The following is a 13,254-nucleotide window of genomic DNA, read 5'->3' on the forward strand; positions in this document are numbered from 1 at the left end:
AGTTCTTTGGGTCAGCCGCGCAGAACGCGCTCGGTGATGCTCTTGCCGCCGCGGCCGATCGCCAGAAGGCCCGACTGGGCGAGTTCCTTGATCCCGAACGGCTCGAGCGCCCGCAGCAGCGCCTGCACCTTGCCCTGGTCGCCGGTAACCTCGATCACCAGCGCGTCAGGGGCGTAGTCGACGACCGAGGCGCGGAAGAGGTTCACGACCTCGAGCACGTTCGAGCGGGTGTTGTTGTCGGTGCGCACCTTGATGAGCATGTGCTCGCGCTGCACCGACGCCGAATACTCCAGCTCGACGATCTTGATGACGTTCACCAGCTTGTTCAGCTGCTTGGTGACCTGCTCGAGCGGCAGGGCATCGACGTCGACGACGACGGTGATCCGCGAGATGCCGGGCACCTCGGTCACACCGACGGCGAGGGACTCGATGTTGAACCCGCGGCGGGCGAAGAGCCCTGCCACGCGGGTCAGCAGACCGGGGGTGTCCTCCACCAGCAGGCTCAGTACGTGTGTCGACATGGCTCAGATCTCCTCGTCGAATGCGGGGGCGTGCTCACGCGCGTACTGGACGTAGCTGTTGCTGACGCCCTGAGGCACCATCGGCCACACCATGGCGTCCGCACTCACGACGAAGTCGATCACGACGGGGCGGTCGTTGGTCTCCAGAGCGGTCTGGATCGCAGCATCCACGTCCTCCTCCTTCTCGACGCGCAGACCGAGGCAGCCGTACGCCTCGGCGAGCTTGACGAAGTCGGGGATGCGCACCGTGCCGTGCCCGGTGTTCAGATCGGTGTTGGAGTGCCGGCCGTCGTAGAACAGCGTCTGCCACTGGCGCACCATGCCGAGGGACGAGTTGTTGATGATCGCGACCTTGATCGGGATGTTGTTGATGACGCAGGTGGCGAGCTCCTGGTTGGTCATCTGGAAGCATCCGTCACCGTCGATCGACCAGACCGTGCGCTCAGGCTCAGCGACCTTGGCGCCCATCGCGGCCGGAACCGAATAGCCCATCGTGCCGGCGCCACCCGAGTTCAGCCACGAGTTCGGACGCTCGTACTTGATGAACTGGGCCGCCCACATCTGGTGCTGGCCGACACCGGCCGCGTAGATCGCCTCTGGCCCCGTCAGCTCGCCGATCCGCTGGATCACGTACTGCGGCGACATCAGACCGTCCTCGGGCTGCGAGTAGCCGAGCGGGAACTCGGACTTCAGCCCGTCCAGGTACGACCACCACTCCTCGGTGTCGGGCTTGCGTCCTGCGATCGTGCCGCGGAATGCCGTGTCGAGGTCGACCAGCACATCGCGCACGTCCCCCACGATCGGCACATCAGCGGTGCGGATCTTCGAGATCTCGGCGGGATCGATGTCGACGTGCACGACCTTCGCACCGGGCGCGAACAGCTCGGCCTTGCCGGTCACCCTGTCATCGAAGCGGGCTCCGAGCGAGACGATCAGATCCGATTCCTGCAGCGCGAGAACGGCGGGCACGGTGCCGTGCATGCCCGGCATGCCCAGGTGCTGCGGGTGCGAGTCGGGGAACGCGCCTCTGGCCATCAGCGTCGTGACGACAGGCGCGCCGGTGGACTCGGCGAGCGTCAGCAGCTCGGCCGCAGCGTGACCGCGGATGACACCGCCACCCACGTACAGCACCGGCTTCTTGGCCTCGGCGAGCAGCGCGGCCGCGGCCTGGATCTGCTTGCCGTGGGCCTTGGTGACCGGACGGTATCCGGGAAGATCGACCTTCGGCGGCCAGATGAACGGCGCGACGGCCTGCTGGGCATCCTTCGTGATGTCCACGAGCACAGGGCCCGGACGGCCCGTCGAGGCGATCTCGAAGGCGGCCGCCAGCGCACTGGGGATGTCCTCGGCGCGCCGCACCAGGAAGGAGTGCTTGGTGACCGGCATGGTGATGCCGACGATGTCGGCCTCCTGGAAGGCATCCGTCCCCATCAGGGTGGAGAACACCTGACCGGTGATCGCGACCATCGGCACCGAGTCCATGTAGGCATCGGCGATCGCGGTGACCAGGTTGGTGGCGCCGGGACCAGACGTCGCGATGCAGACGCCGACCCGGCCGGTCGCCGACGCGTAGCCCTCGGCTGCGTGTCCGGCGCCCTGCTCGTGGCGCACCAGCACGTGGCGCAGACCAGAGGCATCCATCAGCGGGTCGTAGACCGGCATGATGGCGCCACCGGGAATGCCGAACACGTCGGTGACGCCGAGGTTCTCGAGCGAGCGGACGACGGCCTCTGCTCCCGAGATCTCGGGCGCTGACGCAGCGCGTGCTGGTGGCCGTGGCACGGCCGAAGCGGAATCAGGAGTCATTTGCTGTTCCTCTGGTGTCTGTCGAGTCGAATATCCGCGAACCCGCACTCAACCGGTGGTCGCACCCTCCGCAGCGGAGCGCACGAGTCGGGAGTACTTGGCGAGGACGCCACGGGTATAGCGCGGAGGAAGGGGCTCCCAGCCAGAGCGGCGGGAGCTCAGCTCTGCTTCCTCGACGAGTAGCTCAAGGGAGCGAGCCGCGATATCGACCCGTATCAGATCACCATCGCGCACGAAGGCGATGGGACCAGCGTCCACCGCTTCGGGTGCTATGTGGCCGATGCACAGGCCGGTTGTGCCGCCTGAGAATCGTCCGTCCGTCAAGAGTAGTACATCTTTTCCGAGCCCAGCGCCCTTGATGGCCGCGGTGATCGCGAGCATCTCGCGCATGCCGGGTCCGCCCTTGGGTCCTTCGTAGCGGATGACCACGACGTCGCCGGCATTCACCTCGCCGGCGGCCAGGGCATCCATCGCGGCGCGCTCGCGCTCGAAGACGCGGGCAGGTCCCTCGAAGACGTCGGCGTCGAAACCGGCTGACTTCACGACGGCGCCCTCCGGCGCCAGCGAGCCGTGCAGGATCGAGATGCCACCCGACGCGTGGATCGCGTTGTCGAAGGTGTGGATCACGTCGCCGTCGACCGGAGCCGGGTCGAGGTCGCGCAGGTTCTCGGCGAGGGTCTTGCCGGTCACGGTGAGCGCGTCACCGTGCAGCAGTCCCTCGTCGAGCATCGCCTTCATGACGACGGGGATGCCGCCGTGACGGTCGACGTCGTTCATGACGTACTGCCCGAAGGGCTTCATGTCCGCGATGTGCGGCGTCTTGCTGCCGACCCGGTCGAAGTCGTGCAGCGTCAGGTCGACCTGCGCCTCGCGCGCGATCGCCAGCAGATGCAGCACGACGTTCGTGGAGCCGCCGAGTGCCATCGCCAGCGCGATCGCGTTCTCGAACGCCTCCTTGGTCAGGATGTCGCCGGTCGTGATGCCCTGTCGAAGCAGGTTGACCACGGCCTCACCCGAGCGGTGCGCGAAGTAGTCGCGGCGGCGGTCGGCCGAGGGCGGAGCGGCGGAGCCGGGCAGGCTGAGTCCGAGCGCCTCGGCGACGGATGCCATCGTGTTGGCGGTGTACATGCCGCCGCAGGCGCCCTCGCCGGGGGCGAACGCGCACTCGATGCGCTTGAGGTCCTCCTCGGTCATGAGGCCGGCGCGACACGCGCCGACGCCCTCGAAGGAGTCGATGATGGTGATCTCCTTCTCGGTGCCGTCCGAGAGCTTCACCCAGCCCGGGGCGATCGAGCCGGCGTAGAGGAAGACGCTCGAGAGGTTCAGGCGGGCGCTGGCCATCAGCATGCCGGGGATCGACTTGTCGCAGCCGGCCAGCAGCACGCTGCCGTCCAGGCGCTCTGCCATCATGACCGTCTCGACGGAGTCGGCGATGACCTCGCGCGAGACGAGCGAGAAGTGCATGCCCTCGTGGCCCATCGAGATGCCGTCCGAGACCGAGATGGTGCCGAACTGCAGCGGGTAGCCGCCACCGGAGTGCACGCCCTCCTTGGCGCCCTGCGCGAGCCGGTCCAGGCTCAGGTTGCAAGGGGTGATCTCGTTCCAGCTCGACGCGATGCCGATCTGCGGCTTGTCCCAGTCGGCGTCGCCCATGCCGACGGCACGGAGCATGCCTCGGGAGGTGGTCGCCTCGATGCCGTCTGTGACGACGCGGCTGCGCGGCTTGATGTCGATGTCTGCGGAGGCGCCGGGCGCGCCGGAGTGAGCTTCAGGGGTGGACATGAGGGCAGTCTATTCCCGAGCGGCACTCCGCTCGGTCGCGATGACACCCAGAACTTCGGCGATCTGCTGTGGGGTGTCCACACGAAGGGCGGCGGAGGTCTCCCCCGCGCCGACGCGAACGCCGAGGTCGCCTGGGCCGAGCACGCGCAGCGCGTCCTCGTCGGTGACGTCGTCGCCCGCGAACAGCACGCCGGTCGCCCCGGTGTGCGCCCGCAGCCGGCCGATGGCCGAGTCCTTGCCCTCGTCGCGCGAGGAGAACTCCAGGATGCGGTCCCCGGTGCGGCGCCGCCAGTGCCTGGCGCGCCGCGCGAAGACCTCGTCGACACGAGAGAACGCCGCGCGCTCCACTTCCGGGTCGGCGGGCCGGCCGTGGATGCCGACGCCGAATGTCTTCTTCTCGAGTTCAACGCCGGGGTACTCGGCCATCAGCGGCGCCAGTTCTGCGAGCAGCTCGTCGCGCAGCGCGCGTTCGTCTGCGGTCGGCTCGATGTCCTGCTCGCCCTCCCCCGGATACCAGTACTGCGCGCCGTGGGAGCCGGCCAGCACGATCGGCGATTCGTCGGTGTGCTCGGCGATCTCGCGCAGATGCACGAGACTGCGGCCGGAGACGAACGCGACCGTGGTGTCGGGCAATGCGGACAGGCGCGCGATGGCATCCGACACGGCGGGGATGGCGCGCGCGGCCATCGGCTCGGCGACGAGCTCGGATGCTGTGCCGTCGAAATCCAGCGCGATGAGCAGCCGCTCCGTGCGCGCCAGCGCGAGCACGGCGTCGTCGGGCACTGCTGCGTTCCAGTTGCGGGTCATGGCTGCTCCGTTCGTCCGTGGTGGCGTCCAGCGTTCTCGAGCGCTGTCAGGAACGACTCCGACCACGCCGTCACGTCGTGCTCGAGCACGCGCTTGCGCAGGGAGCGCATGCGCTTGGACTGCTCGTGACGCGGCATCTCGATCGCCGTCATGATGGCGTCCTTCAGCCCCTCGATGTCGTGCGGGTTCACCCGCACCGCCTGGCGCAGCTCATCGGCTGCACCGGTGAACTCGCTCAGCACGAGCACCCCACGGTTGTCGGCGCGGGTGGCCACGTATTCCTTGGCGACGAGGTTCATGCCGTCGCGGAGCGCGGTGACGAGCATGACGTCAGCCGCGAGGTACATCGCGACCATCTCTTCCCGGGGGAAGCCCTGATGCAGATAGCGGATCGCGGTGTGGCCGAGGGTGTCCCTGTCACCGTTGATGCGTCCGATGGCGAGCTCGACCTCGTCGCGCAGCTGCATGTACGCGTTGACGCGCTCACGACTGGGACTGGCGACCTGGATGAACGCGACGTCCTCCACCGAGATGCGGCCCTGATCGAGCAGCTCGCCGTACGCTTTGATCCGGTGCCGGATGCCCTTGGTGTAGTCAAGCCGATCCACGCCGAGCACGATGCGCTTGGGGTTGCCGAGCCCCTCACGAATCTCGAGGGCACGGGCCTGGATGTCGGGCCGGCGGGCGAGCTCCCGGTACGGGCCGGTGTCGATGGAGATCGGGAAAGCCCTCACCAGGGGTGTCCGACCGTCGGGAAGGGCGATGCTGGTCGCCTTCGTCTCATAGCCGAGACGACGCTTCGCGGCGGCGAGGAAGTTCGCGGCGTCCTGCGCGCGCTGGAAGCCGATCACGTCGGCGCCGAGCAGACCGCGCAGCACCTGATCCCGCCAGGGCATCTGCGCGTACAGGCCATGCGAGGGGAAGGGGATGTGGTGGAAGTAGCCGATCGTGACATCCGGTCGCAGGTTGCGCACCATCTCGGGAACCAGTTGCAGCTGATAATCGTGCACCCAGACTGTGCCGCCCCTGCTGACGGCCGTCGCGGCAGCCTCCGCGAAGCGCAGGTTCACCGTGACGTACGCCTCCCACCACTCACGGTGGTACTGCGGGGGTGCGATCACGTCGTGGTAAAGCGGCCAGATGGTGTCATTGGCGAATCCCTCGTAGTAGTCCTGGACCTCCTGCTCGCTGAGCACCACGGGCAGCAGGCGTATGCCGTCGGCCTCGAACGGCGGGATGTCGAGGTCGGGCTGCCCCGCCCAGCCGACCCACGCGCCGTTGACGCTGCGCATCATGGGTTCGAGTGCGGCGACGAGGCCGCCGGGAGACGTGCGCCAGATCTCCTCGCCCTCAGGTGTCACGATCCGGTCGACCGGAAGTCGATTGGCGACGATGACGAACTCTGCGGTGGCCACTGGGGACTCCTCTGATCGGTGCTCCCAGGCTACCGAGCACCGAGCGGTCAGCGCTGGATCGGCGTCATGAAGCGATTCGCCAGGCCCGCGGCGACGACGACCACCGCCGCGACCAGCGGCATCAGCAGTGCTGCCGAGGTGCCGGTGTTCTCGGCGAGCTCGCCCGTCACCGCTGACGCGATCGCCTGGCCGACGACCACCCCTGAGCCCAGCATCGTCATGACCGTCGCCGAGCGGCCGAGAGGGCTGCGCGCGGCGCCGAGGCTGTACTGGGTGACCAGCGTCGGACCGACGCCGATGCCGAGGATCGCCAGTGCGATCGTCATCGTCACCACGGTCGTGGCGGTCGCTACCAGGATCGTCCCGGCGAGCAGGATGCCCCCGAAGACCAGCCAGCGCGCGGCCAGCGTGAACCGCGGCGGCAGCCAGGCGACACCGAGGGCGAGGATAGCCGACCCGATGCCCATCACCCCGTAGAGCAGCCCCGCCTGCTCGGCGGCACCACGATCGGCCATGAACGCCGTGAGGGCTGTGAGGGTCGTGCCGAAGAGCAGGCCGACCCCGAAGATGCCGACCACCACCACGAGCAGCGCCGGTCGGAACAGCTCAGATACGGCCGACGGCGCGGCTCCCCCCGGTGTGCGGGCTGCCGACACGTGACGTCCTGTCGGGTGCAGCGCGAATGCCCCGACGAAGAGCAGTGTCAGCACCGAGGCGATGGCGATCGGCGCCCACGGTGCGATGAACGATGCCAGGATGCCGACCAGGAACGGCCCGAAGACGAACACCGTCTCGTCGGCAGCGGACTCGTACGACATGGTCGCCGACGTCGTGCGGGCGCGCCGCGCCTCTGGCATCCGATCGTCGATGATGGTGACCAGCCGCGATCGCGACATCGGAGATACCTGCGGCGCCGTGGCGCCGATCATGAACCCTGAGATCAGGACGAACGACTCGCTGAGCGGGCTGTAGACCACGAGCGCGAAGGTCGCGAGCATCGCGGCGTTGAGCACGGCGGATGCGAGCAGCACCGGGCGCTGACCGTAGCGGTCGGCCGCGGCCCCGAGGAACGGCCCGATCAGGGCGGTGCCGGCGCCGACCGCCGCTGAGGCGAGGCCGCCGAGCGACAGCGAGCCCCGGGTGGTGACGACCATGGTCAGCACGCCGACCACCATCATCGCGAACGGGAGTCGTGCGATGAAAGCGATGGCGAAGTAGGGCCAGCCCGCCAATCGGAGCAGGCTCGGGGATGATGCGGAGTTCTGTGTCATGGCTCTCGCGCGCCGGGGGCGCGGGTCGGGTGCCGCCGATTTCCGCCGGGATGCCGACGGCCGGAAGATACACAGCTGTACGTCCTCGATCTTACCCGACAGCGTCTGAGCACTCGGGTAGCGTGGGGGCATGCGCTACCTCTTCAGCACTGGACTCATCGGCGCCATCACCGCGGGACTGTCGCTGCTGCGCGGTACGCGTGAAGCCCCCATCACGTGGCGGGCCGTGCTCGCCTGGGTCAGCTGGGGCATCACGCTCGCTCTCGCCATCGGAGCGATGGTCGACATGCGCCGCGATGAGCGCGGCGTCGCGGTCGCCATGGACTCGCCGATCGCGCCGAAGCAGGACAAGCGCGCCAAGAAGCAGCAGAAGGCCGTCGAGAAGGCCGCCAAGGCCACCCTGCGCTGAGCCAGGGCCCTGCCCACCTCCAGGAACAGGGCAGCGAGTTTCGGGACCGGCGGCGAGCGTGCGCGGTAGGTTGTGGCTCATGACAGACTCTTCCCCCGATCGATCCAGCTCAGGGCCAGAACTGATCGTGACGGGCCGCATCCGCACGATGGAGGCGGACCGCCCCGCGGCCGAGGCGATCGCCGTCACCGGCGGCAGGATCACGGCGCTCGGGACGGCCGACGTCATCCTGGCGCTCGCGACGGCGGACACCCAGGTGCTGACCGTCACCGACGGTGTGGTCTACCCCGGGTTCGTCGAACCGCACATGCACTACTGGGCATCGGCGACGCAGCTCGACTGGGTCGACTGCGGCACGCGCGACGGCGCGACGTTCGACGAAGTGCTCGATCGCCTGCGCCGGGCCGAGCCCGCGCAGGGCGACTGGGTGCTGGGTCAGCTGTACGACCCCGCGCTCGTCGAAGGGGAACGCGAGCTCACCCGCGACGTGCTCGACGAGATCAGCCCCGACCGCCCGATGATGGTGATGAACGCCTCGCTGCACTTCGCATATGTGAATTCGGCCGCCCTGACCGCGGCCGGGATCCCCGAAGACATCGAGGACCCGGCGGGCGCCACGTTCGGTCGCGACGGCACCGGGCGTCTGAACGGCAGCCTGGGCGAGCTGGCGGCCATGGCGGCGGTGATGCAGGCCGTTCCCCCTCTGAGCCAGCAGCGACTGCTCGACAACATCGTGCGCATCAACCAGCGGGCCGCCGAGCGCGGCTACACGCACACGCACGATGCCGCCACCGGCCTCGCCATCGGTCCGCAGGAAGCCGACATCCTGCTGCAGCTCGCACCGCACCTGTCGGGTCGGATCACCTTCGCGATGCACGACTTCGCCATGGACGCCGCAATCCAGAACGGTCTGAAGCCGTTCGCCGGTGATGACATGTGCCGGGCGATCGCCTGGAAGATCATCAGTGACGGATCGAATCAGGGGCGCAGCGGATACCAGCGCGAGAACTACCTCGGCCGCGACTTCCACGGATCGCCGAACTACGACCACGCGGCGCTGGTCGACCGCATCCGCACCGCTCACGCACACGGCTGGCAGGTGATGGTGCACGCCAACGGCGACGCAGCGATCGATGAGACGATCGACGCCTATGAGGAGGCGCTGGACGGCCGCAGCGGCCTGGACCACCGCGACCGCATCGAGCACTGCTCATTCGCGCATCCCGAACAACTCGACCGGATGGCCGCGCTCGGGCTCAGCCCGAGCTTTCTGATCGGGCACCTGTACTACTGGGGCGACGCGTTCGAGGAGCGCATCGTCGGCGCCGAGAAGGCACAACTGCTCGATCCGGTCGCGGGTGCGCGACGCCGAGGGATGCGAGTGAGCACCCACAGCGACTACACGGTGACCGACTTCGAGCCGTTGCGCGAGGTGCAGACGCAGGTGACCCGCATCCGCCGTGGCAGCGGTCTGCCGCTCAATACGGCAGAAGCCGTCGACGTGCACACCGCGCTGAAGGCGAAGACGATCGATGCCGCCTGGCAGGTGCACGCTGACGACGCTGAGGGCAGCATCGCGGTCGGCAAGTTCGCCGACCTCGTGGTGCTCGACGCTGATCCCGTAGAGGTGGACCCGGCCACGATCGCCGACATCACCGTGCTGCGCACGATCGTCGGCGGCCGCACCGTCTACCGGTCCTAGCTCGCCTGCCAGGCGGGTGAGATCAGCGGGTGAGGATGAGCGCCTCGCCCTGGCCGCCTCCCCCGCACAGCGCCGCTACGGCAGTGCCAGAGCCGCGCTTGGCGAGCTGATGCGCGAGGTGCACGACCAGGCGGGTTCCGCTGGCGCCGATCGGATGCCCGATGGCGATGCCCCCGCCGTGCACGTTCACGATGTCGGACGACAGCCCGAGCTGCTGCTGTGAGCGGGCGACCACGGCCCCGAACGCCTCGTTGATCTCGACCAGATCGAGGTCGGCCGCGGTGATTCCCTGCTTCTCGAGGGCGCGCTCGATGGCACGCGCGGGCTGCTCCTGCAGCGAGTTGTCGGGGCCGGCGGTCTGCCCGTTGGCGCCGATCGCCGCCAGAACGGGCCAGCCCCTGGCATCCGCGTTCTCGCGCGTCGTGACGATCACCGCCGCTGCGCCGTCGGAGATCTGCGACGAGTTGCCAGCCGTGATCGTGCCGCCTTCGGCGAAGGCGGGCCGAAGGCCGGCGAGCGACTCGACGGTCGTGTCGGGGCGGATGCCCTCATCCTTGGTCAGCACCAGAGGGTCGCCCTTGCGCTGCGGCACCGTGACCTCGACGATCTCGGCGTCGAACGCCCCCTCGCTCTGTCCGGCCGCCGCACGCTGGTGTGAGAGCGCCGCCACGGTGTCCTGCAGTTCGCGGGTCATCTCGAAGCCCGGGTTGTGCCGCTCGGTGGAGGCGCCCATGCTCTCGCGGTCGTACGCGTCAGTGAGCCCGTCGTACGCCATGTGGTCGAGCACCTCGACGCTGCCGTAGGTCCAGCCGTCACGCGATCCCATCAGCAGGTGGGGTGCCCGCGTCATGGATTCCATCCCACCGGCGACGACGGTCGTGGCGTCCCCGGTGCGGATCATCCGCGCGGCGTCGATGATGGCGGTCAGGCCCGAGAGGCAGACCTTGTTGACGGAGCTTGCGGGCACGTCCCAGCCGATGCCGGCGCCGATGGCCGCCTGACGGGCGGCGTTCTGACCCGAGCCTGCCGCGAGCACCTGCCCCATGATGACGGCATCGATGTCGGTCGGTGAGATGGCGGTCTGCTCCAGCGCGCCGCGGATGGCGAGCGACCCCAGTTGGGGCGCCGTGAACGAGGCGAGCTGCCCCTTGAGCCGCCCCTGTGGGGTGCGGGCGGCGGCGACGATGACGATGTCGCTCATGATGACTCCTTCAGTGATTCCGAGACCTTCAGTGCGGGCTCGGTGGCAGCGATGACGTCCTGCACGCTCACGCCGCGGGCGGTCTCGACGAGCACGAGACCCTCGTCGGTGACGTCGATGACGGCGAGGTCGGTGATGATCCGGTCGACCACTCCCCTGCCGGTGAGCGGCAGCGAGCACTCGTCCACGATCTTCGCGGAGCCGTCCTTGGCGACGTGCTCCATGAGGATGATGACGCGGCCTGCGCCATGCACGAGATCCATCGCGCCACCGGGGCCCTTGACCATCTTGCCCGGGATCATCCAGTTGGCGAGATCCCCGCCCACCGACACCTGCATGGCGCCGAGGATCGCGGCGTCGATCTTGCCGCCGCGAATCATGCCGAAGCTCGTCGCGGAGTCGAAGAACGAGGCGCCAGGCAGCAGCGTGACGGTCTCCTTGCCGGCGTTGATGAGGTCGGGATCGACGTTCGCCTCGGTGGGGTACGGTCCGACCCCGAGGATGCCGTTCTCGGACTGAAGCACGACCGTGACGTCGTCAGGGACGTAGTTCGGGACGAGCGTCGGCAGGCCGATGCCGAGGTTGACGTAGGAGCCGTCTGTGAGCTCTCTGGCCGCACGGGCCGCCATCTGATCACGGGTGAGTGCCATGTCAGACCCCTTCCTTGCGAACGGTGCGACGCTCGATGCGCTTCTCGATGTCGGTGCCCACCTCGACGATGCGGTGCACGTAGACGCCTGGCAGGTGGATGCTGTCGGCGTCGAGTTCGCCCGGTTCGACGAGCTGCTCCACCTGCGCGATGCAGATGCGGCCCGCCATGGCGGCGAGCGGGTTGAAGTTGCGCGCTGCCTTGTTGAAGATCAGGTTGCCGTGCCGGTCGCCCTTCAGCGCGTGCACGAGCGCGAAATCAGTGGTGATCGACTCTTCGAGCACGAAGTCGCGCTGCTCGCCGTGGAAGTCGAAGCCGCGCACCTCCTTGACCGGGGATGCCACCGCGATCGTGCCATCTGCGTTGTAGCGACGGGGAAGTCCTCCCTCGGCGACCTGCGTGCCGACGCCCGTCTGGGTGAAGAAGGCCGCGATGCCGGATCCCCCGGCGCGAAGCTTCTCGGCAAGAGTGCCCTGCGGAGTGAGCTCGAGCTCGAGGTCGCCCTCGAGGAACTGCCGCTCGAACTCCTTGTTCTCACCGACGTACGACGAGGTCATCTTGCGGATGCGCTGCGAGCCGAGCAGGATGCCCAGGCCCCAGTCATCCACGCCGCAGTTGTTGCTGACGACGCTGAGGCCGGTGGTGCCCTGCGCATGAAGCGCCTCGATGAGGGTCATGGGGTTGCCGGACAGGCCGAAGCCCCCGACCGCGAGCGATGCCCCGTCTGGGATGTCAGCGACGGCCCCCGCCGCGGATGCGAACTGTTTGTCGATCAAGACCACTCCTTCGTGTACGTCTGCATCCAGCATCCGCCCGCACGGTCGCACGCGGCAAGCCGATGCTTGCGATGTGGTCACGAATCCGAGTAGCGTCCACATTGTGGAACAGCAGCAGCCCTCCCGAAGGCGCACCGTGCCCGGCGCGCAGGCCATCGCCAGAGCAGCATCCCTGCTGCGGCTCGTGGCCGCGTCCGCCGACGGCGCATCGTTGCAGACCCTGGCCAGGGATGCTGAGCTGAGCCGCTCCACAGCGCACCGGCTGCTGACGGCGCTGCGCGTGGAGGGACTGGTCGATCAGGACGATGCGACCTCGATGTGGATGCCGGGGCCTGAGCTGTATCTGATGGGAACCGTGGCCGCTGCGCGGTATGACGTGACCGAGCTCTCGCGCGACATCGTGCGCTCGCTGGCGGTGAAGACGGAGGAGAGCGCGTTCCTGTCCACTCGGCGCGCCGACGAGACGGTGTGCCTCGTGCGCGAGGAGGGTTCGTTTCCGATCCGATCGTTCGTGCTCAGCGAGGGCGTGCGCTTTCCGCTCGGGGTCGCCAGCGCAGGGCTGGCGATCCTGTCGTTCCTTCCTGACCACGATGTGGATGCGTACCTCGAGCGCCACCCCGAGCTCGAAGAGCGCTGGGGACGGGTGCACGGCGACAAGCCGCTGCGCACGCGCCTGGCCGAGACGAAGTCTCGGGGCTACTCGGTCAACCCCGGTCTGATCGTGGAGGGTTCATGGGGCATGGGCGCCGCCGTGTTCGACCGCGACGGCCGCCCGGAGTGGGCGCTGAGCCTCACGGGCGTCGAGTTCCGCTTCGGCCCCGACCGCCTGCCGCAGCTCGGCCGCACCCTGCTGGCGCACGCGCATCAGCTGTCCTCCCGCATCGCCGGCGCGAGGCGGTAGCGCAGGCGGTGCCG

The 13,254-nt window shown here is 68.5% G+C and carries 12 protein-coding genes; 3 read left to right on the top strand and 9 right to left on the bottom strand.

Annotated elements, in window-relative coordinates:
• Positions 1–11 precede the first annotated feature (11 nt).
• From ilvN to MNR00_RS09815, 6 genes are read right to left on the bottom strand one after another with little or no spacing between them, the layout of a single operon-like run.
• The gene (gene ilvN / locus MNR00_RS09790; protein WP_241925745.1) at positions 12–521 is read right to left on the bottom strand and encodes an acetolactate synthase small subunit; all 510 of its coding nucleotides are present in this window, start codon (positions 519–521) and stop codon (positions 12–14) included.
• Between the two features lie 3 nt (positions 522–524).
• Positions 525–2,327 carry an acetolactate synthase large subunit gene (locus MNR00_RS09795; protein ID WP_241925746.1) on the bottom strand — a complete coding sequence of 601 codons (1,803 nt, stop codon included), beginning with the start codon at positions 2,325–2,327 and terminating at the stop codon, positions 525–527.
• Positions 2,328–2,375: 48 nt separating this feature from the next.
• Positions 2,376–4,109, bottom strand: coding sequence for a dihydroxy-acid dehydratase (gene ilvD, locus MNR00_RS09800; protein ID WP_241925747.1), 1,734 nt, complete (start codon positions 4,107–4,109; stop codon positions 2,376–2,378).
• Between the two features lie 9 nt (positions 4,110–4,118).
• Entirely contained in the window at positions 4,119–4,916 is a 798-nt protein-coding gene (gene otsB / locus MNR00_RS09805) for a trehalose-phosphatase (protein ID WP_241925748.1), read from the bottom strand.
• Positions 4,913–6,331 carry a trehalose-6-phosphate synthase gene (locus MNR00_RS09810; protein ID WP_241925749.1) on the bottom strand — a complete coding sequence of 473 codons (1,419 nt, stop codon included), beginning with the start codon at positions 6,329–6,331 and terminating at the stop codon, positions 4,913–4,915. The genes otsB and MNR00_RS09810 overlap by 4 nt, the downstream gene beginning before the upstream one ends.
• A gap of 47 nt (positions 6,332–6,378) precedes the next feature.
• Positions 6,379–7,563 carry an MFS transporter gene (locus tag MNR00_RS09815; protein WP_347271908.1) on the bottom strand — a complete coding sequence of 395 codons (1,185 nt, stop codon included), beginning with the start codon at positions 7,561–7,563 and terminating at the stop codon, positions 6,379–6,381.
• Between the two features lie 169 nt (positions 7,564–7,732).
• Here MNR00_RS09815 and MNR00_RS09820 point away from each other — a divergent pair, with 169 nt between their 5' ends.
• The gene (locus MNR00_RS09820; RefSeq protein ID WP_241925751.1) at positions 7,733–8,011 is read left to right on the top strand and encodes a hypothetical protein; all 279 of its coding nucleotides are present in this window, start codon (positions 7,733–7,735) and stop codon (positions 8,009–8,011) included.
• 79 nt (positions 8,012–8,090) lie between these two features.
• Positions 8,091–9,713, top strand: coding sequence for an amidohydrolase (locus tag MNR00_RS09825; protein ID WP_241925752.1), 1,623 nt, complete (start codon positions 8,091–8,093; stop codon positions 9,711–9,713).
• 22 nt (positions 9,714–9,735) lie between these two features.
• Here MNR00_RS09825 and MNR00_RS09830 read toward each other — a convergent pair whose 3' ends face one another.
• Genes MNR00_RS09830 through MNR00_RS09840 form a run of 3 tightly spaced genes read right to left on the bottom strand, consistent with a single transcriptional unit; the run spans position 9,736 to position 12,339 of the window.
• Positions 9,736–10,914, bottom strand: coding sequence for an acetyl-CoA C-acetyltransferase (locus MNR00_RS09830; RefSeq protein ID WP_241925753.1), 1,179 nt, complete (start codon positions 10,912–10,914; stop codon positions 9,736–9,738).
• Positions 10,911–11,564, bottom strand: a complete 654-nt coding sequence (locus MNR00_RS09835; protein ID WP_241925754.1) for a CoA transferase subunit B — start codon at positions 11,562–11,564, stop codon at positions 10,911–10,913. Before MNR00_RS09835 ends, MNR00_RS09830 begins: the two co-directional genes overlap by 4 nt.
• 1 nt (position 11,565) lies before the next feature.
• Positions 11,566–12,339 (bottom strand): CoA transferase subunit A, encoded by a 774-nt coding sequence (locus MNR00_RS09840; RefSeq protein ID WP_241925755.1) that lies wholly within the window; start codon positions 12,337–12,339, stop codon positions 11,566–11,568.
• A gap of 103 nt (positions 12,340–12,442) precedes the next feature.
• Between MNR00_RS09840 and MNR00_RS09845 the strand changes: the two genes are divergently transcribed.
• The gene (locus MNR00_RS09845) at positions 12,443–13,240 is read left to right on the top strand and encodes an IclR family transcriptional regulator (protein ID WP_241925756.1); all 798 of its coding nucleotides are present in this window, start codon (positions 12,443–12,445) and stop codon (positions 13,238–13,240) included.
• Positions 13,241–13,254: the final 14 nt, after the last annotated feature.

Origin of the sequence: Microbacterium sp. H1-D42, from assembly GCF_022637555.1 — a bacterium.
Classification (GTDB): Bacteria; Actinomycetota; Actinomycetes; order Actinomycetales; family Microbacteriaceae; genus Microbacterium.

Coding starts and splice junctions, on each gene's coding strand:
- ilvN (WP_241925745.1), bottom strand. CDS start 521: ATGTCGACACACGTACTGAGCCTGCTGGTGGAGGACACCCCCGGTCTG.
- MNR00_RS09795 (WP_241925746.1), bottom strand. CDS start 2,327: ATGACTCCTGATTCCGCTTCGGCCGTGCCACGGCCACCAGCACGCGCT.
- ilvD (WP_241925747.1), bottom strand. CDS start 4,109: ATGTCCACCCCTGAAGCTCACTCCGGCGCGCCCGGCGCCTCCGCAGAC.
- otsB (WP_241925748.1), bottom strand. CDS start 4,916: ATGACCCGCAACTGGAACGCAGCAGTGCCCGACGACGCCGTGCTCGCG.
- MNR00_RS09820 (WP_241925751.1), top strand. CDS start 7,733: ATGCGCTACCTCTTCAGCACTGGACTCATCGGCGCCATCACCGCGGGA.
- MNR00_RS09825 (WP_241925752.1), top strand. CDS start 8,091: ATGACAGACTCTTCCCCCGATCGATCCAGCTCAGGGCCAGAACTGATC.
- MNR00_RS09830 (WP_241925753.1), bottom strand. CDS start 10,914: ATGAGCGACATCGTCATCGTCGCCGCCGCCCGCACCCCACAGGGGCGG.
- MNR00_RS09835 (WP_241925754.1), bottom strand. CDS start 11,564: ATGGCACTCACCCGTGATCAGATGGCGGCCCGTGCGGCCAGAGAGCTC.